Origin of the sequence: Methanobrevibacter sp., assembly GCF_017409525.1 — an archaeon.
In the GTDB taxonomy this organism is placed as follows: Archaea; Methanobacteriota; Methanobacteria; order Methanobacteriales; family Methanobacteriaceae; genus Methanocatella.
On record NZ_JAFQSO010000004.1, the window covers coordinates 170,771 to 193,153 of the forward strand.

Here is a 22,383-nt window from a genome sequence, read left to right on the forward strand (position 1 = left end):
ATTATTTTATCCGTATAAATTTTAATTTCCAATTTACTCCTTCTTTTTGTGTTTGTTATTTTTCAATTGTTAATATACAATCAATTTCAGTTAACTTTTTAAATCACCTCTGTAGATTTTCATAAATTCAATAGCTTTTTCCAATGTATTTGTTTCTAATGCTAGTTATTAATATAGTTTTTGATTAAATAAGTCTTTAAATTTGGTTTTAACTTAATTAAAAAGTATACTATTAGTTAAAATTGAATATACTAATTTTAAAAAGAATAATTAAATAGTATACTTTTGATATTAATAAGTATACTCTTCTTTAATCAATAGTGTACTAATGAAAAAAATAGGGTATACACATTCGTAAGATTAAAAATGTTGGTGAAGGAATAATGTAAATTTAAGATTTAAAATTTAAGTTTCATCTGATTCTTTTTTTTCGAGTTGTTTGATATCGTTAACCTCTTCATGTTTTACCAATTTTCCATCTCTAAATATTACTAAATCACGGGAATTATATCTTCCTTTTAATTCATCATACATTTCAGAATCAACTCTATTGATCTCTTTAGCCATTTTTTTAGCATTTCTGTATGATTCAATAACGTTTGATGAACCTAAATATACTAAAGGATTGTCATACTCAAATAGTGGTTTTCCATACTTTAAGTATAATTTCTTTTCTTCAGGCATTTTTTTAATTCTTTCTAATTCTTTAATAAAAATATTATTAAATTCATTTAGATCAGATAAAACCTTTGAAATTTTGTTTAAATCAATTAATAATGTAATATCTTCTAAATCAATAATTTTTAAATCTAATTCTTCTGTTTTTTCATTATATTCGAATAATATGTAATACTGTACTAATTCTGTATCTTTAAATTTTAATTTTGAAATGAACAGGTTATATGAATAAATCCCTAAGTGTTTTTCAGATTTTCCATTGTAGCAAAATGTATTTTTTGTTTGGTCAAATTCATCTAAATTATTTGGTATTTTTTTAACAATAAATGTTTCTTTTAAATCTTGGGAAGGTTTATTTTTACTGGCTTTAACTTCTTTATTGTTTAAAAGTTCTTTAAAATTGAAATAATAAATTTCATTTATGTCAATATATTCATTAGTTAATTTAATATCTTTAAAAAAATCCGTTAGTAATTTTTCAACTAATTCGACAGTTGATATTCCAGTTAACTCTTTATATCTTTTACTTTTTTCAATCAATTTAGAGTTTATTGCACCTATTCTTTGTTTTACCATATTGTTCGCTCTTAAAATCTATTGATTATTTATCTAATTAAAATTAATTATATTTTTAAAATTAAATTATTTTAAATATTATGTTTTTTGAACTTTGCAGAAAAGTAAAAATTTCGTAGATTAATCTCAACTTTTTAATATAGCTATTTGATGGTAGCTATGGGTATTGTTGAAGGTCAAATATTTCATGAGTCAAATTTTCACATGATTTTTAATAGCTACTTTTTGAAAATTCCATTTTTTGCGTCATAAAATTGTGGAATCTTGAATCAAATGAAGTATTTGATGATAAATCTAGGAAAAAATATGATTCATATTTCACAACAAGAGTATTACTAACTAAAGATTTAAAGAGTAATATGCATATTCCAGATTTATATAAGTTTTAATTATAATATTGAAATCTAATTGCTGATATTATAAATATTCCAGTATGTTATGAGTTTAATTCAATATATTAGGAACTGTACAGTAGTATTTATAAAAACATAGTACTTTTACTTATTGAAAAGTTAAACAAATCATTATTTGACATTGACATTTTAAATCCGTCAGAAAACAATGTTAATTAGGTTATAGAAGTTTATATATGCTTTTGTTATATGGAATTTTTTGGATATGGAACAAATAGGACCGGGTTCGCGAAAATATGGGCATTGAAATTTTTTGGAAAAGATGATGAAATTAATATTAGTCGCTCAGTAATTTTCTTTTTCCTTTCCATATTAGTTGCCGTTGTCTTTTTCTTGATTTTTTATATTCTTCAAACATCTGTGCCGTAACGTATCCGTTTAGTCTTTTGAATTCATCTATTCTAACAATCACTGCTTGTATAATAGCTGCTTCTCCTTCATGCCAGCAGTAATATGGATGATGGCATGGTACATCATTTTTAAAGGCCAGTCCTGTTTTGCAGTTGTTGCAGTAATCCACAAACCACAATTCATTTTCCCTTTCTATTTTTTCCTGTTTAGCTTTGATTATTTGCTGTTTTATGGATTTCATAATATATTTGATTTGTAAAGACCATGAAGACTTTTCACGAAGTCTTTTCAACAAGGGTTTTTAAGTCTTTAATACCCTAAATTATAGTTATCATGATATTTTCAATTTGAAAAGACTATTTTTCTAAAGATGTGGGACAATATTTAAACTTCATCACATATCTTCAAAATCATGGTTTTTTCAAATAACAATCCAGCATAAAACCAATAGATATTGTTTCAATTAACTTAAAAACGATTTTAAACCATTTTGTGAAAAGACTTTTCAAAAAGTCTTTTCAGGTCTTCATGGTTTTTTACAGCCAAGGTGGCTTTTTTACTTCATCATCAAAGTTCATAATGCTTAAATCATCTACAAACTTATCCTCCATCATAATGTCTACAACCCATTCTCCAACCTCACGGCAGATGATTTGATGCACGGTATCGTCAATGTGCTTTAAATCATCATTTATGTATGAAACTTCACTTTTAGTCAAGTCATATACATTGGATTTGCCGGATTGATCAGTGACCTGAAGAAATCCCTTGTTTGCCAGTTCATATATGTATTTCTTCACTGAATCCTTGCTCAATCCAAGATTTTGGAGTGAGAAGTATTGGTTTGTTGTAATTCCCAGGTTCAATGCTTCCGAATCATCCTGTTCCATCCAGTCACTGATATTGTTTCTGATGTCATTTAAAACTTCAACCGCTTTAGGCGCCAGGTTTGCAGATATGCTTTCTCTGTATGGCTTTAATAAGCTCATGAATTGTTGCACGTCTGCAATATTGGTAAGGATTACCCTCTCACCGTCAATGTCATGGATTTCATGGTTATAGTAATTTAAGGCAGTTATTGTTTTCAATATGCCGTTGAACTTATCGAAATCTCTTTTATAGAAATTTGAGTTCTTCAAAAAGTCAATGACAAAGTAAACATAGGGATTTATTATTACAATATCCTTAAAGACTTCATTAAGGTGCAGGAGCATATATGGCACAAGTTCGGCGTCACTTTCATATTGCTTCAAGATCTTGTAGCTTTTTCCATGCTTGAATTCCAATGCAGTGTTTCTGAGATTGAATATTTCTTTGTTGTCCATTCTTGGAGTTATGAATATGCTTCTGCTCATTTCCTGCTCGTCGAAATTGTGGTTGGGTATTGTAGTGTATGTCAGGCAGGGTCTGCCCTTAAGTTTCAAATCCCTTACATCCCATCCTCCTTCACCGTCCGGAATGCTTAACGGCTTGTTTAGAAATCCGTCGGATTGAAGTTCCTTCATGAGATTTTTTGACTCTTCCATAAAATCATGGTCATTGATTCCACCCATGTCACCATAGTTGACAATCTTGCCGTCATAAAAATACTCATCTTTTTTGGCACGATTGAAGAGTGCTGCTTCAGTGATTTTCTTTTCATTGACAATGTAGTGATTTGGAATTAATTTTAATGCGGTTTCCTGAATGTGGGATTTTCCGCTGCTTGCTTCACCAAGACATATTACTGATACTGGACTTCCCAAAACAACCTGTCCTGCATATACAGTAAATGCATACAATATATTGTTTCGCTCGCCTGCTGTAAACCATTCAACAATACTGCCAATATAAATCAAAGGATAATCCAATGATTGCAGTTTGGTGATAGCTTCCTTTAATTTAACAGTATCCTTTTCCTGCTCAGCTTGCTTTTTGTCAGCTATTTCCTGTTCAATGATTAATAGTTCATTTTCATAGTGGAGCTGCAGGAGCTGTTTTAGTTCTGTGAACTTATTGTTGAACATGTTTGGCTTCATATCACCTTTTGGATTTATGATCTGTTTGAACTGTCTTGCAACATTACTTCTGGAAGATAATGTAGCTGGAGATCTGTTTTCATATTCTCCAATCTTATTGCCGTATTTGTTTTTGAATACATAGGTAACCTTATCTACATTCTTTTTGTTGATGATAAGTGTTATTGTATCCTTTGTTGGTAATTCCGCTATATTTGTCATATCTATTCCCTAGTTCTTCAAGTCTATCTAAAATTTCCCACATTCTATCCCACAGATCCTTTGGCACATAAACATATGATACTCCATCAATTTCTTCTTTTAACATGATTTTTCTCCTATTTTTCCCATCATTGGGAGTTATACAATCAACAGTCTAAGTTGCTTTTTCCAGAAGTCTTTGAAAAATAAAAATAGTATTGGAGAAAAATTAGTTTTTCCACCCTTTATTGAATATTTAGAATAAGATAAGCTTTGCTTTTTTGGATTTAAAAATCTTTATATATTCCTTAAAATAAACTAGATATTAGGTTAAGTTTTGGAAAATATTAATTTTTAACAAAGTTTGTCGGCTCTGTTTAACTATTTCTATTTTTCTTGACTGACCTTAGGATTATATTAAAAAATAATATTTATAAGCTCGTTATTCATAATAAAATTATTTTTTTATAATCCTTTTTTATAATCTATTTTTTCTTGTTACTTTCTTGATATTTTACCTCTTTTAATTGATTTTCAGACCTCACCAAAAAAACTTGTCTTACCGTGAAAAGTTGATTTCACTTCGTAGAATTGCTTTCAATGGTGGAGGCTAGTTGATAGTTTGTCAATTTGGATATATAAACATTTCTATTAGTATTTATTGTTAAACTGTTCATTTTTTTGAGAAAAAATTGTGTCCATAAGCCTTGTATTTTTGGAAATTTTGCTAAACATTAAAACATAAATTGTCTATAAAAAAAGTCAAATGTATAAATTTTATTTCAACAATATATGGCGGTAAAATTACCATAAATGGATTTTTCATATAGGATTGCTGTTTAAAGCTATGTTCTACTCCTAATATTTTGTTATTATATTTTTTATTATCCTATTTATATAAATAACTAATAAAATTAATGTAAATGAATGCGTATAAAATAAATTCTAGTTAAGACATAATATTAAAAAGTAATAGGATGTGTTAATTATTCTATACTAAAATTGAGTAAATTAATTAAGAAAAACTTCTTTCAAACAGGGTATATTGAAATATAATAATTTAATTGGTGAAAAAATGGCTTTGACTGAGGAGTATACATGTAAAAAATGTGGAAATAAATTAGTTAATAAGGATAATTTATTTTTCTACGATTCTGAATTAAAAGCAACAATTGTTTATCCTTTACTTTTTTCAACTGCTAGTCGAGGTGCTGATTCATTGATTAAAGGTGATGTTAGTGAAACATATTGTCAAAATTGTAAAAAATTTGTTAGAATTTATATAATCACCACAAATAAAAACAACATTGAAAATGTACATGAAATAGTCAAACAAGGAATAAATAATAATATTGATAAAAAACTGATGGTGATAAACGAATTAAAAGAAATTAAAAAAAGAGAAAAATACATGGTTGAAAAGAAAAAAGAAAAAATCATGTCTAAAGTTGCTCATGAAACCAGTTATATAGTAATATTCCCAGAATTAAATAATGGATTTACATACTATGGAGATAGTGGATTAAATGAACATGAAGTTATTGAAAAAGCCATAGATGGCTTCCATGAACAAGTTGACTATATACTTGATTTTTATATTAAAGATTATAAAAAGGATATTGAAGCAAATTATTTCGTCCTTGATGCATCCAATAACCTCTCTGAGAGTTATAATCTTTTAGATAACCTAAACTGTCCAAAATGCCATGCGAAAATTGATTATGAAATTAATGAAAAAACCCCCTGTCCAAAATGTGGAGGAAAACTTTCTCTTACAAATACTATAGATTCACATTAAAAGGAAGTAAAACTAGTCAGGTCACATAATACCATTCTAATAATATAAAAATCATGACCATATATCAAAAAATCTTTCATATTTAGAATCTTTTAATTTTATTCGTAACAATCTTTTTCTTTTAAATATTCAGTATACTCCCAATCAATTAAATCTTCATTTTCATACAATTTACGGATTTCATCTCTTAGTTCCATTAGAGCAAAACCGAATAACAATTTATTACATATAACGTGCAGGATTATGAATTATATACTCTGTATATTCCCAATCAATTTTATCTTCATTTTTATATAATCTTCTTATTTCATCTCTTAGTTCCATCAATGCAAAACCGAATAGGTTTTCATCACCACCCCATTCATCATCAGAGATGTAAACTAATGATTTGTCACCAGTATCAAGCAATCTTTGTTTTAAATGTTCATCTTGCATAAATTTATAATAAGCCCCATTCAAACAAGCGGAATATTTATAATGATTCCATAATTTTTTACCCCTAAACCTTACTTTAAAATCCTTATTATAGCGAGTGAAATCATAACTATCCTCTCGTTTATCGAATAAATCATATTTTGCTACTAAAATATAATTTTTAATAGATAAGAATGTCATTGCATTTAATGAAAACTCTTTATCAATTTGATCAAGGGTTATAAAATCATTAACAACAACATAATCCTCTGTTATTTCACTATATTTTTGAATTCCATCTTTTCTCCAGAATCTTGCAAAAAATGAATATTTTCTTAGATTTTTTGCACCATTAGCGGTTTCATCTCTTTCACATAACCAATTTTGAGGTTCAGGGAATAATTTATAAAATTCCTGGTCTCCAAAAGGTACGCTCATACGATATGCCTCTCCACCTCCCATTCTCCAACCCATTGTTGTAGCAGATAGTGATGGAAAAACTAACCATCTTGGAGCCCAATATTTGCCTTCATCCAAGTATGATTTTTGTTTTCTTTCACAACTGGATTGTATAATTTTATTTAGATGTTTAGCAAGATTTAAATTGTATACATCTTTAGATTCTCTAATAAAAAATGCCAATTCACTTGCATAATTATTAAAATCAAGTTCCCTAAAGTTTAATAGCCCTTCAATTTGAGCATATAAAATATTGACTTTCATTTGACTTAACTCATCTACTTGAACAATAGAATAAAAACAGGAATCCAAATCATCATTTGAATTAATTTTTGTTTCCAATTTAGATTTAATATAATCCCAATCGTTTTCTTTAAAATGCAATATTGATTTTATATAATATTCCTGAAGTTGAATAGTTTCATCTTTCTTTTCTAAAATTTTTTTATTTAAATTGTAAATCACATCTTCATAGTTATTTGATGCATCTTGGATTTCATAACCCTCATCAATAGTGAAATCCAGAAAAGACAACATTTTTAAAAATTCCCTTGATAAAGGTTTTTGAGATACGATTTCGAATAAATCATGATGATTATAATCAGCGAATTTTTTGTAATCAGTTAAACTGTCAAAAATGAAATGTTTTTTGTTTTCTTTTGAATTTTTGAATATGGAAACTTTAAAATCATCATATTCTTTAGATTCTAATTCATGGAATTTTTTATAAGGATTTATAAGATATTCGCTAATTAAATCGTCATAATCATCAACAATATTAGTATTTATATTTATTTCAATAGCCAAATCCTCATCAATTAGTCTCTTTTTAATAATAAAAACCTTTGAAAAATTGCTGCGATCTTTAAAATACCATCCATCATTTTCTTTAATAACGCCAGTAATTGCATAAAATACCATTTCAGAATAACGGAAACTTGTTAAATATCCGAATAAATAATCTGAAGGAGTATTTGAATACTTATTATCTGATTTTATAAGTATATCATCAATATATTTAACTAATCTTTCATCATCAATTATGATATATGGAGAATGTCCCTTGTCATTAAAGTTTTTAATTTTAATTGAAGGTTCATTTGAAATACGATTGAATATTTCTTCAAATTTTTCTTTAAATTGCCCAAAGAATAGTGGATTTATATCCAATAAACGAAGGGATTTTATAATTTCTTTTTTCATTACATGAGAAAAAGAATAGTCTTGTAAATATCTTATTTCATTAACTGAAAGTGAAATTAAAGCATTATTATAAGAATCTTTTGAAATTAAATCTAATTCCGATTTAAACGACTTGTCTAATAAATAGGTACTGGTTATTTTACCAGATTGAATCTCCGCATTAATTTTGTTTTCAATATCTGCCCATTTTTCCGGATCTCTAAAATATACTTGGAAGAGAAATTCATCTTCAGAAAATAATTCATACAGCGTACCATTTGAAACCTTATCTTTAGTTATTGGAATATTGTATTTGTTATATTGCTCATTAATTAAAATAGCTATTTCTTCTTGAGTATTATTAGAAATATTATTCTTTATTTCATCAACATCTTCTTCACTAAATTTTAATATGTTACTTAACATTTTAAAATCATCTGAATCAAGATAGTTATTCATTTTTTACACTTCCTTAAATCATGAACACATACTCAAATTAATATTGTTTTGATTAGTTTAACTAATAATCTTTATTTCCTTTGGTTTTTAAATTTAATTCTTATTCATTTAAATTTAATTGATTTAATGATTCTTACACAATCTAATTTTTAATATTATGACTCAATAATTTTTACATTATATTGTTTCAATTAAATAGTATATTTTCAAACAATATATTTTTATCCAAATTAAAAAACCTATTCTTAATCTCATAGATTTCATTACTTTTGAGGTTTTTAATTTGAATAGTCTTCTGTTTAGTATATCCTCAAATATAGAAATCCATATAATATTTGTATAAGTATCTTTACCAAAAACATACTACCAACAATGTGCGCTGTTTCCAAAAATTTTATAATTGTCAAAAAATAAATTCTGTATCAGAGTTTTAGTGGTCCGAATCGATAAGTATCGGAACTTTTTTATTAGTTTTATACGAATGTTCGTATTTATTCGGTGTTATCTTTTCAATAATTTATGGAATTTCCAAATTGAATGGCGATTCATTATTGAAATAGCTCGTTGTGTTTGAATATTCATTGGACAAACATTTTCACAGGCAAGAGATTTCACACAGGCATTATAAAAATGATTGCTGTAATTTTCTTTGAGAAACTTTAATTTACCCATATCCATTTCTTGTTTTGATATTTTAGAGGATGTTACTGGTAAAATGGCACCATAGTAGGTGTCTTCACCGGTATAGTTGGGACAGGCTTCCAAACAACAGCCGCACATCAAACATTGTGATGCTTCATATTCAAATTCCAAATTATCCTTATTGATACGTGCTTCTTCTTCAAGCCATTGGCGGGAATTTTTAATGTTTTCAAACATGGAGGTTCTATCAACAACCAAGTCGTTTACAACAGGAAACTTGCTTAAGGGCTCTATTGTAATCTTATGTGTTTTTTTGGTCATTTCTTCTTCATTTACAAATGTTTTACATGCAAGCCGTGGTAAACCATTGATTATCATCGAACAACTGCCGCACAGTCCTTGAAGGCAACTGGATGAATAATGGATTTTAATATCATGTTTCACATTGATTCTTTCCAATAGGGTGGTTACTGGAATGTTGAGATCTCCTTCATAGGCATATTCCTTCATGCTTTCTGATGTTTTTATAATTACAGTTATTGAATCCATTTCTACCATCCCATTCTCTCTTCGGTATCGTTGAATGTAATTTTTAGTTCATCATTGTCAAGTGATATTACGGTTGTTTTTAAGTATTTGTCACTTGTTTCGGGATAATCTAATCTTTGATGAGCACCTCTGCTTTCTTTCCTTGCTAATGCTGAGGATAGCATTGCTTTTGCAATATCTACCAATGATTTTAATAAAATGTAATCATAATAGCTTCCATGGCTGTTTACATGGATTGTTTCAAGTGAATCCAGTCTATCCAACCCTTCTTTCAGTTCACTTTCTGTTCTGTAAATCCCCATGGTTTTGTTCATTATATTTGCAATTTCATTTTCAATTTCATATGATGAAACATTGTCGTTTTCTTTTTGCAATTCTTTCCAATTTTCATAGGCTTCATATTCGCAGTTTAATATTTTTCCATATTCTTTAGAATTGTCATTTTCACATTGTATTTCTTCCAATTGCTCGGCCACTACCCATCCGCCATGTATGGCTCCAAGCAATGAATTTCCTCCAAGACGATTGGCGCCGTGATATTGGGAGGAACATTCTCCAATAGCAAATAGGTTATCAATATTGGTTTTATGCGCATCATCGGTACGTATGCCTCCCATGAAGTAATGGACACCCGGATAAACTGGAATCGGCTCACGGGTTGGGTCAAGATTTAGATAATTCATACAAACGTCATAAACCTCATCAAGTTTAATCTTGACGGTTTTTTCATCTAAGTGAGTTAAATCCAAATAAACCTTATTTTCACCATCAATTCCGAGGCCATATTCATGACATACCCTGTATATGCTTTGGGATACAACATCGCGAGGCATTAAGGCGCCATGTTCGGGATACAATTCCTCCATGAAATACCATTTTTCACCATTGTGCAAAATGTATAATCTGCCGCCTTCTCCACGGGCCGCTTCAGTAATGAGCATTCGTTTAACAGGGGTTTCTATTGTTGTTGGATGGTACTGTATCATTTCCATATTGGCTAATTCAATGCCTTGCTGTAATAATTTCCCAGTTACAAATCCGTCATTGTGCAGGGATCCGCTGATTTTTCCAAAAACCTTATTCATGCCTCCGGATGCTATAACGACAAAATCAGCATAAAAATCTCTAATTTCTGCTGTATTTTCGTTAATCATAAATACGCCACGACAGACTTTATTATAATCCAATATTAATGATAAGAATCTCCAACCGACATGCCTTTCAATTTTATCTTTATATTCCCATTTCCTGCATTCGGTGTTGATTGCTGTTAGAATCTGTTTCCCGGTTCTTGCACCGGCGTAAGCTGTTCTCATCTTCTTTTGACCGCCAAAGTACCTGACATCAACATTACTGTTGTCATCTCTTGTGAAACTTGTTCCGAGTTTGCTTAACCAGTCGATTATTTCTGGTGCGTCGCTTGTTAGTTTTTCCACGGCATTATGATTGTTGATATGTTGTCCTGCATTGATGGTGTCGGCATAATGTTCATCTACAGAGTCGTCTTCTCCTTTTGTGTTTAATGCGGCATTTATTCCGCCCATTGCCATCACTGATTGTGAGCGTTCAGATTGGGCTGGTGAAAATAATTTCACATGCATATTTTTGCTGGCCGATTTTACGCTACATGTCAATCCTGCAAGGCCTGCACCAATCACTATAATTTCTTTTACCATTAAAACCAACTCTCTTATAGAATATAATAGGATAATTCCGATAGGAACAATAATGTAAATGTTATAATCAATATGATTCTGACAACTTTCCTGCATTTGTCATAATCATTTTTTTCAACTAAAAATCCAAATGAAATCAATAATCGAGGAATGCTTATTTGCAAATGGATGAATAATGTAATAAAGAATAATGTATCAATACTTAGATGAGTAATTTGCCAGTTGAAATTCGGAATGTATGCCGGAAGATAAATGTATGATAAAACATGTGCTGCAATAAAAATGATTATGAATATTCCGCTAATGGCCTGAACTGGCGTATCCTTATTAATTTGGGGATAAATACGTATTTTTTTCTGACTAATCTTGTCTTTAATAAATAGATATAGGCTTATGATTATATGGACTATGACAAAGGATAATAATATTTCGCCGGTTACAATAGTATTTGGGGTATAGGTAATTAATTCTGCTAGAATTAATCCGGCTAATAAAGCATGAGATGTGATGATTAGTATGATTATTATGACTAATAATGAATTTAATTTACGTAATTGAAACATTGTTAATTATTTATGTCCTTATTCATATTAAAGGTATAATTACAATTAACAATATTTAATAGGTATCTGGCTCAAATAATTAGTCATGTCAAATATCGATTGGTTTAAGTTTGAAAACAAGGATTTGGATTTTCCGATTTATAAAAAGAATCCTCATATTTCAAAAAGAGGCTGGATTGTATTATTCATTGCCCTGGCGATAGGTTATGTTTTTGTACAGGGATCACAGATTTGGCAGGGAATAATATCATGCATCGTCCTTATCGTTCCGGTATTATACTTTTTGAAATGGGATTATAAAGCTATTTTTCAAAAACCTGCCTTAAAAGATGTTGCTTTGGCCGTAGGTCTTTTCATTGCATACATTTTATATGCATATGTAATGACTATAATCTTATCAAACTTTGGAATAGCAGGTAATTCGGATGCTTCGCCGATCACGTTCATTGATATTCCTCCGTTGTTATTTTCATTGATGGGTGAGGAATTTATTAAGTTTATTCCATTCATTTTCTTTTTGAGAATTTTCTTTAAATACAGTGATAATCGTAAATTATCCATAATCGTATCAGTACTTGGTGTAATGGCCCTTTTTGCATGCATTCATGCATATGATTTAAAAATGCTTTTGTTTGCATTATTTATTCAGGGTTTAGGTTCAATATTTGAATTTATAGGATATATCAAAACAAAAAATGTCTTGATTTCATACATTACTCATTTGTGTACAGATGTGTTTATTTACCTGATTATAATTATGGGGATTGGATAGAAGTAAAATTTACTTCAATATCCAATTAAATCAATTTACATTTCTCTGTTTTTTCGCTAAACCATCCTTTTTTGTTACCTATGTAATATAATGCAAATGCAGTAATTAATGTAACGACGATTGTTGATACGAAATTGGTCATGTCAATTGTTGATGTGGACACGTCAAATCCTAAAGCCACAACCATAGCGATAGTAAAATTATTTGCGCTATGGAACGCTGAACCAGGTTCCAAACCGTTTGTCTTCCAAGCAAAAAATCCTAAAACAAGTCCATCAATAAACACTCCAATTACTCCTAAAATACTGTAGGGGTGCATTAATGCAAAGATTGCCGCTTGAGCAATCAATGCCAGGACAGGTATATTAAACCATGATCCTATAGTTTGCATTACAAAACCTCTCAACATGTATTCTTCTGCAATACACTGGAGGGGGATGATTATTAAGCATATAATGAAGAATGTTGGTGTTAATGTATTTGGACCCTGTCGTCCGGTTATCATGGCAGCTATAACCTGATATATTATGGATATTGCTAATGGAATGGTTAAACATTTAAAGTAAAGTTTCCAGTTCCATCCTCCGCGGGATGAGGAGTATGATGAAAAAGGTCTGTCACGAACAATCCTGGAAGCAATATATATTGAAGGAATGAAAATGGCTACAGACAGATAACCTATATAGCTTCCAAGTTCAGAATTCAATGAACTATATCCTTCACTTACTAAAGGAGAAATAACATCAAAACCATAGGCTATGCCAAAAATTGCAAATATCAAAGTTTGTAATACTAAATAAACAATTGCTCCAATCAGAAGTACAAGCAAGGGTTTATACCATTTATACTTTTCAAAAGTTCTCGGAAAAGTAATAAACTCTGGGAATTTATCATCGTTTTCGTTCATAATCATATATTTGTTTAAACTAAATATATTTACTTAACTTATTGGAAATATTAATGAGCACAGGGTTTGGTGTGAATTTCAAAAATTTTATAGTTATTGGGAAATAAATTTTTTATTAGAGTTTTAATGATCCGAATCGATAAGTATCGGAACTTTTTTATAAGTTTTATACGAATTGTTCGTGTTATTTTTGGGTTTCTTTATATAAAATAAAGAGTTTAGGGGCCTGAATTTTTTTGATATAAATTCAAGCTAATTTATCTTATTTTTATATTTTGTGATGGTTAACATTTTTAGTTTCTAAAAATACAATTGAATAAACATTAATTTTTAAAAAGGGTGCAAAATATCGTTAAATTTAAGTATTATGTGTTACATATATTTATTTGGCGATAAAAATGAAACACAGATTAAATTTAGATATTAAAGACCCAAATTATACTTTGTTAAAAGAAATATTTAAAATTATGGATTCTAGAAAATCTTCACAAATTTTAGCATCCTGTGGATTTAAAAATTTAAATAAACAAATAACTACTTTTAAAATCATATTTATCAGCATGTTCTTTGTATTAGATATTCCATTCGTCTTAAATGAACTTGAATCCAAAAAAGAACTTCAAAAATACTTTAATATTTCAGAAATTTTAACTGCAGATCAAATTTATAAAACTCTTTCACTTCAGGACTCTGAAAAACTTTTAAAAGTATTAAATAGGGTATTAAACCACCAAAATAGAGTAAAGAGAAGAGGAAAAAAGACATTTATTGTTGATGCAACACCAATTGACTTAGATTTCAATTTTAACAGAAATAAAAAGACAAAAGAACATCTAAAAACTTTAAATTTAAAATGGAGCTATTCATCCTCTAAAGGATTTTATATTGGATTTAAAGCCACAGCCATCATCGATTACGATAATATGAATCCTGTTTCAATTTTAATCCATTCTGGAGCTCCCAATGATGCAAAACTTTTTGACGAAATAATGGAAAATCTGCAAAAAAGACGAATTATACAAAAAGGAGACATATTAATCTTTGATAAAGGCTATTACAGCTATAAAAACTATCAATTGGGAATTAGCAAATATAAAATTGTTCCATTCATTTTTCCAAAAGACAATTTCAAAAGAACAAAGCTCAATGATCAATTATCCTATCCATTACAAGTATTTAAAAAAACAAAGAAAATATTAATTCAAAAACAATTTTACAAGAATTTAAAACACGAATTACTCAAAAAACTCGACAATTGGCAAAAATTCAAACCAATCCGAGGAAAAATGGAAGACTTCTTCAAATTACTCAAACAAGGACTAAATTTAAGAGCAATACATAAATACACACCAAAATCAGTAGCAAAAACTGTTTATTTAAATGTATTTTTAGGAGCACTAATCATATCACAAGGATTTTACTCAAAAACCGCCATACAACGACTTTCAGAAAACTAAAAAATTCAGACCCCTATATATTTTTTATCAAATAACACATTCAATTTTATATATAATTAGACTAAAGACGTCCAATATAAAAAAATAAAAATAGAGGTAGTGGATAAAAATCCAACTACTTTAAAAAACTTAACACTCAAATCCGCCGTCACACCTGATGATTTGACCATCTAAGAATTCAGATTCGTCAGAAGCAAGGAATAATGCTAATGCAGCAATATCTTCTCCTTGACCTACTCTTTTCATAGGGGCCCCGTCAATCATCATTTGCAATGCTTCCACTCCTCCAATACTATCCACCATAGCGGTGTGGATAGCACCAGGGGCAATACCGTTACATCTTATTTCAGGACCAAGTTCGAATGCTATGGATTTGGTAAGACCGGCAATAGCGTGTTTGGATGAGATGTAACCTACAAATCCAAAGTGTGCAGCGTAGGATGCTACTGAACAAGTGTTAATTACAACACCCTTTCCTTTTTCCTTCATTACTGGAGCTACCAATTGTGTTAAGTATAATGGGGCGTATACGTCAACGGCAAATACTTTGTCCCATTCCTCTTTGGTAATTTCCAAAAGAGGGGTTACGCTTAAAAGTCCTGCATTGTTGAATAAAATGTCGACAGTTCCATATTTTTCAATGGTTTCATCAAAGATTTTTTTAATGTCTTCAACATCAGCCATATCAGCAATAACTGCAAATGCTTCTCCACCAGCTGCTTCAATGTCATCAACTACGGCTTTTGCTCTTTCTTCGTTTCTTCCAGTTACAACAACTTTAGCACCTTCTTCAGCAAATAATTTAGCTGTAGAACGGCCCATACCGGAGGTTGATCCAGTAATGATTGCTACTTTTCCATCTAGTTTACCCATTTATTTCACCTTCTTTAATCATAATCCTATGATTTTATGTTTAATACTTTGTAGGCAAAGATATTTAAATATTAATAATATTTTTTTGCATAACTCTAAATACAATTCAGAATTTTTTTAAATATGTTGTTTAATGACCATTATTTTAAAAATATTGTCTTTTTTTTTAATTTGTCAAAATAATTGCAAACCGGGTGAAAGTTGAGAATATGAGAACGGTTGATCAAATAATCAATGGGTCGAATAGGATTAAATATTTATACTAAAAAAAGTATAATAGTTAAAGTCCAGTACATGGATTACTTTTTCAGATATTTCTTTTAGACGTGTATCCGAGTGGTCAAAGGAGTAAGATTCAGGGTCTTATGCATTAGTTGCTACGTGGGTTCGAATCCCACCACGTCTATTTCTTGTTTTTTTAACTTTTTAAGAGTGAAAAGGCTCTTAAAATAGTTTATTTTGCTTACATTTCATCTACTATATAGATGGCTTCCAACTATTTTAAAAAAAGATGAAAGAATATTATTTTTAAATAATATTCCTTTTTAATTTATTTTCTAATTGTTATCATGCTTTCAGCTGAAATTATGTAATTGCTGTCTCCTGATGAAATAACTACTTTATGTTTTCCAACTTTTAATTTGTTGGTGTTGATTTTCGCTATTCCATTTTTGTTTGTTTTTACAGCATATGTTTTATATTTTTTACCTGTGTAGACCTTAATTTTAACTTTAACATTTTTAACAGCTTTTTTTGCATATTTAACAGTAGCCTTAAAGTATATTGATTTTTTAAATTTATTAACTACATTCGGAGCTTTAACACTTGCTTTGGCTTTGGCAATCTTCACAGTCATTGTTTTTTTGATATTGGTGTTTAGAAGACGGATTTCAATTTTATGTGATCCTGCTGTTAGTGTTTTAGGGATTTTGAATGTGGTTATTCCGTTTGAATTAGCGTATGAGTAGTAGGTTTTTGCCTTGCCGTTAGTGTATACCTTGTAGGCAAACTTAAGGCCCTTCAAATCAGCACTTGCATTGGCAATTATCTTTATTTTCAATGCGCTGTTGATTTTTGAATATTTGTTTGAAGCAAAGTTAACTTTGGTAATCTTGATGCCGGTCACTGTTGGATTGACAGTTAAATTCAAGTTTACCCCATATTCTGCATCATGATATTGCATTCCCTGGGTTGTATAGTAAACATATAATCTTAAATTACCGACATCGGTTAATGTATATGAGGCCATTCCATTTTCATCTGTTTTTACAGAAGGAAGTGGATATTTGAAATTGTTTGAATCTCTAATAAATATCTCAAGGCCGCTTACAGGTTCGCCGGTATAATTTATCACCTGGATAATCAATTTGTCATTAAAATAATAAATGATGCTTTGATTGATTATTATTTTATAGGTGGTGTCCATGTTGATGTCTTCATAGGTTATTTCATATTTTCCGCTGCCGTTTATGAAGTAGGAGTCTTCAACACTGTAATCGGTCTTCACTTGGCATTCTTCTTTTACGGGTCTGAAAGTTTCATTATCATCAGTTACCCAAACTATAATGTAGTTTCTGGTTTTGATTGTTTCGGTAATATTTCCATCATTAATGAATGCGGAGCCTTTGATTTGGGCGTCTGAGAAGAAGAATTCTATTTCAGATTTGTTGAACTCGGAACTGTCAATTAAAACATGCGCATCGGTTGATTCGATTTCAGTGTTGTTGACAAGTGAATTTTTGATTTTCAAGCTGCTTTTCCGAGATCCATAATCGGGGGAAATTTCCATGCTGCAATTGTTTAGGATAGTGTTTTCCATGTCTATGTGACATCCTTTTCCGAAGTATCCTCCTGAAAAGTCAAAACCTGTATCGGTTATGTTGGACTGATTGAAATTCATTTCTGAAAGGCCTAACCATATTGTTTGGTTGTTGAAGTTTGTGTTTTCAATGTTTACTCTGTTGGAACTTCCCATCAAACTGGTATTGTTGAAATTAGAGGACTTGATTGTGATATTGTTGTTGGACAGCCTTATGTCTGAACGGCATAGTGTGGAGTTTATTATATCAAGGCTGTTTCTTGTGAAAAATGGGGTGCTTCCGACAATTGATATGTAGGATGGAGTGTACACGTGTTTACATGTAATTAGTGACTCGTAAATATTGCAGGTCACGATTTTTGAATGGTCCTCGTAGATGTCAGTTTCATATCCGAGAAACAACACTATTTCTATAGTTGATTTATCAAAGCTACAGTTTTCAAAGGTATTTCCAAATTCATAGCTGGTGAATGTTGTATTTATGAACTGACAGTTTTTGAATGTCATTTCATGCCAGGTAGTCATTGTCAAGTCTTTAAATACGATGTTTTTAAAGGTAACGTTTTTACCCAGATTTTTGAAATCATAACCGTCATGCCAAGGTACTATTTTTAGAGTGTCCATATCTATTGCATCATTTGTTTCATTAACGTCAAGGAATAGATAGGTATTGTTTCCATCAATTATTGTTTTTCCTTCGATTCCTTCAACCGTTATCGTTTTATTCAGAATTATATGGGTTTCATTTTCTGCATCAAGATAGTATGAGCCCTCTTCAAGTTGAACCGTTCCATCATCTTCACATCCATCTATTAAATCTTTAATGTTGTGACTTTGCGAATTATCATTGAGGGATAAGTCACCGTCAGCACCAGTATTATTTTCATGAGCGGAAGCCAATCCGATACATAAAAACAAAACAGATGTGAATAAAAAGAATTTTAAATATTTGTTTTTAATAATATCACCTTATTATATTATAATCATAGTTCCTATTTATAATTATATGACGGAACCTTTTTTTCCTTATGGCTGCATATTTTTGAGCAATATTTTCAGTGCAGCCGATTTAAATTAACTATAAGAGTTTTAGTGCCAAAATTCGATAAGCGTGAACTATATCACACGTTTTATACGAATGTTCGGATTCTTACTGGATTTCTTTATATATAATAAGTATTAATATTTATATGTAGACAATGAATTATACTTACAAATATTTCAAATTGGAATATTTAATGTTTAGGAGAAACTATCTTTTCAAAAAGACAGAATATGTATTTAATCCATGCATATGCAACCGAAGATGAATAAACTGATAATATTTTTGATAAGGTATTATTCAAAACTATAGGGGGAATTTTATTACTAAGAGTCATTTACGAGTACGACAAAATAAACCCAGATTTAAGCGATACAGATTTAGGCAGCGAGCGGATAGGGCCATTAAGAAATGGCCGCCATGGAAAGAGTATAAGTTACATATTACCATATTGGTTTTAGTCGTTATCTCAATGGCTATTGGTGTTATAAATATTAAGATAACAGACAATATCAGCTTCTTATTATTGCCTTTAATATACTCTTTGGTCATGGGTTTAGTTCTTTATTTGGTGAAATCCGTTAAATTCATAGGTCCCGAGCAAGCTAAAGTAGCTGAGGGAGTAATGGTTTTACTCATTGGTGTTTTGCTTGCCAAATTAGCCATTTCAAGTGGTCAATCTATTGCTTCCATTTTTAAGCTAGGGCCTGCCTTAGTCTTGCAGCTTTTGGGTGATTTGGGCACTCTCATAGCATTGCCCGTTGCCTTGCTTTTAGGTTTTAGAAGGGAAGTTATCGGTATGACAAGTTCCATTTGTCGTGAACCTAACTTGGGAGTAATCATAGATAAATACGGTTTTAAATCTCCAGAGGCACGTGGAGTTTTATCCGTTTTTGTTATAGGGTCAATAATTGGTACTCCATTCATAAGTTTATTGTCAAGCATATGTACTTCAGTCATACCATTTCATCCGTATGCCTTTGCAATGGCATCAGGTATAGGAAGCGCAAGTATGAATGCTGCTGCATTGGTTCCATTAGTGCATTCGCACCCTGCTATGGCCACTCAATTGGAAGCTTTTGCAGGATGCAGTAATATTCTTTCATTCTGTTTAGGAATTTACATGTGTATGTTTATTTCCGTGCCTATAGCAGAAAAATTGTACGCGTGGCTATCTCCAATTTTAGGTAAAGGTGAGGCGCATATTGATGATGAAAATATTTTAAATGATGTAAAAGAAGAGGAGGATGATTCAGGCGGATTAAGTTTAGGAAAACTTAAAAGATGGAGCGCATTGCTTCTTGTATTTTCAGTCATTGTAACTGTCGGTAATTACGTGGGATTTCACACTCCATTAATTGACACATTTATTGGAATGATGATTATTTCAATCGTTACCCTTGCAGGCATGGCTCTTGAAAGGATCTGTCCAATCCATATCCAATCAATTATCTTTATAAGTATTATAGGTTTGATTATAGCGATTCCAGGCATGCCAACTGCTGATTTTGTAGCTCATTATGTTTCCAATGTTGAGTTGACTACAATCTGTACTGCATTTCTAGCTTATGTTGGTGTTTCAATCGGTAAGGATTGGGAAGAGTTTAAGAGGATTGGTTGGAGAGGAGTCATAGTTGCTTTAATTGTAATAGTTGGAACTTACCTCGGCTCTGCAACTATTGCGAATTTGACTTTGTTTGCAACTGGAATGATATAACTCCATTTTTTCCTTTTCTTTTTTTAATATATGTAAGACTGTAAAGTTAATTTTGGAAAAATTCTAAAAAGATATATTATATATTTTACAATTATTAATATAATGAAGGTCACAGCCAACTCAAGAAACGACAACATAAAAAGAATTAATGAAATCTACAAGGTTCTTAAGGAAAACGATTTCGGATATTTAATAGAGGAGAATACCTTTTTTAAAAGATTTCCGTTCTTAAGAAATAAGAAATACCAAGAAGAAGTAGCAGTTCTAGATGAGACCGTTCCAATAAGAATACGAAACGTGTTGGAACAGTTAGGGCCGGCATATATCAAACTAGGTCAGATGTTAAGCACAAGGCCCGATTTGGTTGGAATAGAAATTGCAGAAGAACTTCAGCAACTCAGGGACAATACGCCTGTGACTCCTTTTGATGAAATGAAACCCCTGATTGAAGAGGAGCTTGACGCCCCAATAGACGAGATATTTTCAAGCATTGATGAAACGCCGATTGGATCAGCATCAATCGGCCAGGTATATAAGGCCACATTAAAAGAAGAGGACATGGAAGTTGCCATTAAAGTTCAAAAACCGAACATTCAGGAAATTATAGAATCTGACCTTAAAATAATGAAATTTTTAGCAACAAGAGTTGACAGATTCATATCGTCCTCCAGAGTTTACAACCTCCCTGCTATGGTCGACGAATTTGATCGAAGCATCCTTAAAGAGCTTAATTTCACGGAAGAACTGATGAACCTGCAAAGGCTTTCAGCAAACTTTCGGGGTGTTAGCTACATAAAAATACCCGATGCATATATGGACTACTGCTCTGAAAAGGTCCTTACTATGGAATTGATAAAGGGAGTTGAAGTCACGGATTTAATCAAGGGGGATTATCCTGAAATCGACAAGAAAAAAATAGCAAACTACGGCCTCAAGTCTTACTTTAAGCAGATGATGATTGATGGATTTTTCCATGCAGACCCGCACCCCGGCAATCTGATTGTAACCGAAGACCAGAAGCTATGCTATATCGATGCGGGAATGATGGGAATTCTGAACGATGACTTTAAGGAGGATTTGGCGGAGTTGATTCTATTGATGATAAGCGGCAACTCAAGCAACATCATCAATCAGCTAATCTACATGGACATTATCACCACATCACAGAACACCCCTGAATTGCAGGATGATATAGACAGTTTAATGAACTTATATTACGGTGCTGAACTGAGGAACATGGATGGGGCAATGGAGGCTTTGTTGAATGTAATGATTAAAAACAACATAGTCCTTCCAAAGGAATTTGTCATGATCGGCCGTGGAATAGCAATCATCGAAGACACAGGTAAGAAATTGGACCCGAACTTCAATGCCGCAGCAGAACTGAAAAAGCTATCCCGCAAAATAATCACAAACAAATTCAAGCCAAAAAGGATGAGCAAAGTCGGTATAAACTATCTGTTGCAATTGGAACATTTGGCAAAGGGTTTGCCAGACACCATCAGAAACACGGCCACTAAAATAGAGGATGGGAATCTTGAAGTAAAATTAAGACATGAACAAATCAACGAATTGGCAAATCAGTTGTCAGTATCATTAATTTTGTCATCAATGATTATAGGGTCCTCATTGGCGATTATAGGAGGGGCAGGTCCAAAAATTTGGGACATGTCAGCAATTGGACTGATTGGTTTTGTCTTTAGTGCTGTGTTAGGTGCTTTTTTAGTAATCGAGTATATGATAGAAAGAGATTAGGTTCAGCGAAAAAACTAATGGCTTATCGGAAACTCAAAAAAGTAACAATTACATTTTTCGTTGTGACCCTTGTCACTTTACTT

The 22,383-nt window shown here is 31.0% G+C and carries 16 protein-coding genes and 1 tRNA gene; 6 read left to right on the forward strand and 11 right to left on the reverse strand.

The window, feature by feature from the left end:
- Positions 1 to 405: 405 nt before the first annotated feature.
- From IJE64_RS02450 to IJE64_RS02465, 4 genes are all read right to left on the reverse strand, one after another.
- Complete coding sequence (locus IJE64_RS02450) at positions 406 to 1,254, reverse strand: hypothetical protein (protein ID WP_292781524.1); 849 nt, start codon at positions 1,252 to 1,254, stop codon at positions 406 to 408.
- Between the two features lie 690 nt (positions 1,255 to 1,944).
- A complete protein-coding gene (locus tag IJE64_RS02455) occupies positions 1,945 to 2,259 on the reverse strand; it encodes a hypothetical protein (protein ID WP_292781527.1) in 315 nt (104 codons plus the stop codon).
- Between the two features lie 295 nt (positions 2,260 to 2,554).
- Entirely contained in the window at positions 2,555 to 4,237 is a 1,683-nt protein-coding gene (locus tag IJE64_RS02460; protein WP_292781530.1) for a hypothetical protein, read from the reverse strand.
- Complete coding sequence (locus tag IJE64_RS02465; protein WP_292781533.1) at positions 4,167 to 4,343, reverse strand: hypothetical protein; 177 nt, start codon at positions 4,341 to 4,343, stop codon at positions 4,167 to 4,169. The genes IJE64_RS02460 and IJE64_RS02465 overlap by 71 nt, the downstream gene beginning before the upstream one ends.
- Positions 4,344 to 5,291: 948 nt before the next feature.
- Between IJE64_RS02465 and IJE64_RS02470 the strand changes: the two genes are divergently transcribed.
- Positions 5,292 to 6,014, forward strand: coding sequence for a hypothetical protein (locus IJE64_RS02470; protein ID WP_292781536.1), 723 nt, complete (start codon positions 5,292 to 5,294; stop codon positions 6,012 to 6,014).
- Between the two features lie 222 nt (positions 6,015 to 6,236).
- Here IJE64_RS02470 and IJE64_RS02475 read toward each other — a convergent pair whose 3' ends face one another.
- From IJE64_RS02475 to IJE64_RS02490, 4 genes are all read right to left on the reverse strand, one after another.
- Positions 6,237 to 8,528 (reverse strand): NADAR domain-containing protein, encoded by a 2,292-nt coding sequence (locus tag IJE64_RS02475; protein ID WP_292781539.1) that lies wholly within the window; start codon positions 8,526 to 8,528, stop codon positions 6,237 to 6,239.
- A 501-nt stretch (positions 8,529 to 9,029) separates the two neighbouring features.
- Complete coding sequence (locus IJE64_RS02480; RefSeq protein WP_292781541.1) at positions 9,030 to 9,728, reverse strand: 2Fe-2S iron-sulfur cluster-binding protein; 699 nt, start codon at positions 9,726 to 9,728, stop codon at positions 9,030 to 9,032.
- A complete protein-coding gene (locus IJE64_RS02485) occupies positions 9,722 to 11,395 on the reverse strand; it encodes an FAD-binding protein (protein WP_292781543.1) in 1,674 nt (557 codons plus the stop codon). The genes IJE64_RS02480 and IJE64_RS02485 overlap by 7 nt, the downstream gene beginning before the upstream one ends.
- A 14-nt stretch (positions 11,396 to 11,409) precedes the next feature.
- Positions 11,410 to 11,958 (reverse strand): hypothetical protein, encoded by a 549-nt coding sequence (locus IJE64_RS02490; RefSeq protein ID WP_292781547.1) that lies wholly within the window; start codon positions 11,956 to 11,958, stop codon positions 11,410 to 11,412.
- Between the two features lie 85 nt (positions 11,959 to 12,043).
- Between IJE64_RS02490 and IJE64_RS02495 the strand changes: the two genes are divergently transcribed.
- Positions 12,044 to 12,730, forward strand: a complete 687-nt coding sequence (locus IJE64_RS02495) for a hypothetical protein (RefSeq protein WP_292781550.1) — start codon at positions 12,044 to 12,046, stop codon at positions 12,728 to 12,730.
- 25 nt (positions 12,731 to 12,755) lie between these two features.
- On the opposite strand, the gene IJE64_RS02500 is transcribed toward IJE64_RS02495, so the two are convergent.
- Positions 12,756 to 13,637, reverse strand: a complete 882-nt coding sequence (locus IJE64_RS02500; RefSeq protein WP_292781553.1) for a CPBP family intramembrane glutamic endopeptidase — start codon at positions 13,635 to 13,637, stop codon at positions 12,756 to 12,758.
- A gap of 398 nt (positions 13,638 to 14,035) precedes the next feature.
- Here IJE64_RS02500 and IJE64_RS02505 point away from each other — a divergent pair, with 398 nt between their 5' ends.
- On the forward strand, positions 14,036 to 15,094 hold the full coding sequence (locus IJE64_RS02505) for a transposase (protein ID WP_292781555.1): 1,059 nt from the start codon (positions 14,036 to 14,038) through the stop codon (positions 15,092 to 15,094).
- Positions 15,095 to 15,223: 129 nt separating this feature from the next.
- Here IJE64_RS02505 and IJE64_RS02510 read toward each other — a convergent pair whose 3' ends face one another.
- A complete protein-coding gene (locus IJE64_RS02510) occupies positions 15,224 to 15,967 on the reverse strand; it encodes an SDR family NAD(P)-dependent oxidoreductase (protein WP_292781558.1) in 744 nt (247 codons plus the stop codon).
- 322 nt (positions 15,968 to 16,289) lie between these two features.
- Here IJE64_RS02510 and IJE64_RS02515 point away from each other — a divergent pair.
- Positions 16,290 to 16,373 (forward strand) — tRNA-Leu (locus IJE64_RS02515).
- 144 nt (positions 16,374 to 16,517) lie between these two features.
- Here IJE64_RS02515 and IJE64_RS02520 read toward each other — a convergent pair.
- The gene (locus IJE64_RS02520; RefSeq protein WP_292781561.1) at positions 16,518 to 18,704 is read right to left on the reverse strand and encodes a hypothetical protein; all 2,187 of its coding nucleotides are present in this window, start codon (positions 18,702 to 18,704) and stop codon (positions 16,518 to 16,520) included.
- Positions 18,705 to 19,300: 596 nt separating this feature from the next.
- Between IJE64_RS02520 and IJE64_RS02525 the strand changes: the two genes are divergently transcribed.
- Positions 19,301 to 20,545, forward strand: coding sequence for a DUF3100 domain-containing protein (locus tag IJE64_RS02525; RefSeq protein WP_292781564.1), 1,245 nt, complete (start codon positions 19,301 to 19,303; stop codon positions 20,543 to 20,545).
- 102 nt (positions 20,546 to 20,647) lie between these two features.
- Positions 20,648 to 22,300, forward strand: a complete 1,653-nt coding sequence (locus IJE64_RS02530) for an AarF/ABC1/UbiB kinase family protein (protein ID WP_292781567.1) — start codon at positions 20,648 to 20,650, stop codon at positions 22,298 to 22,300.
- Positions 22,301 to 22,383 lie beyond the last annotated feature (83 nt).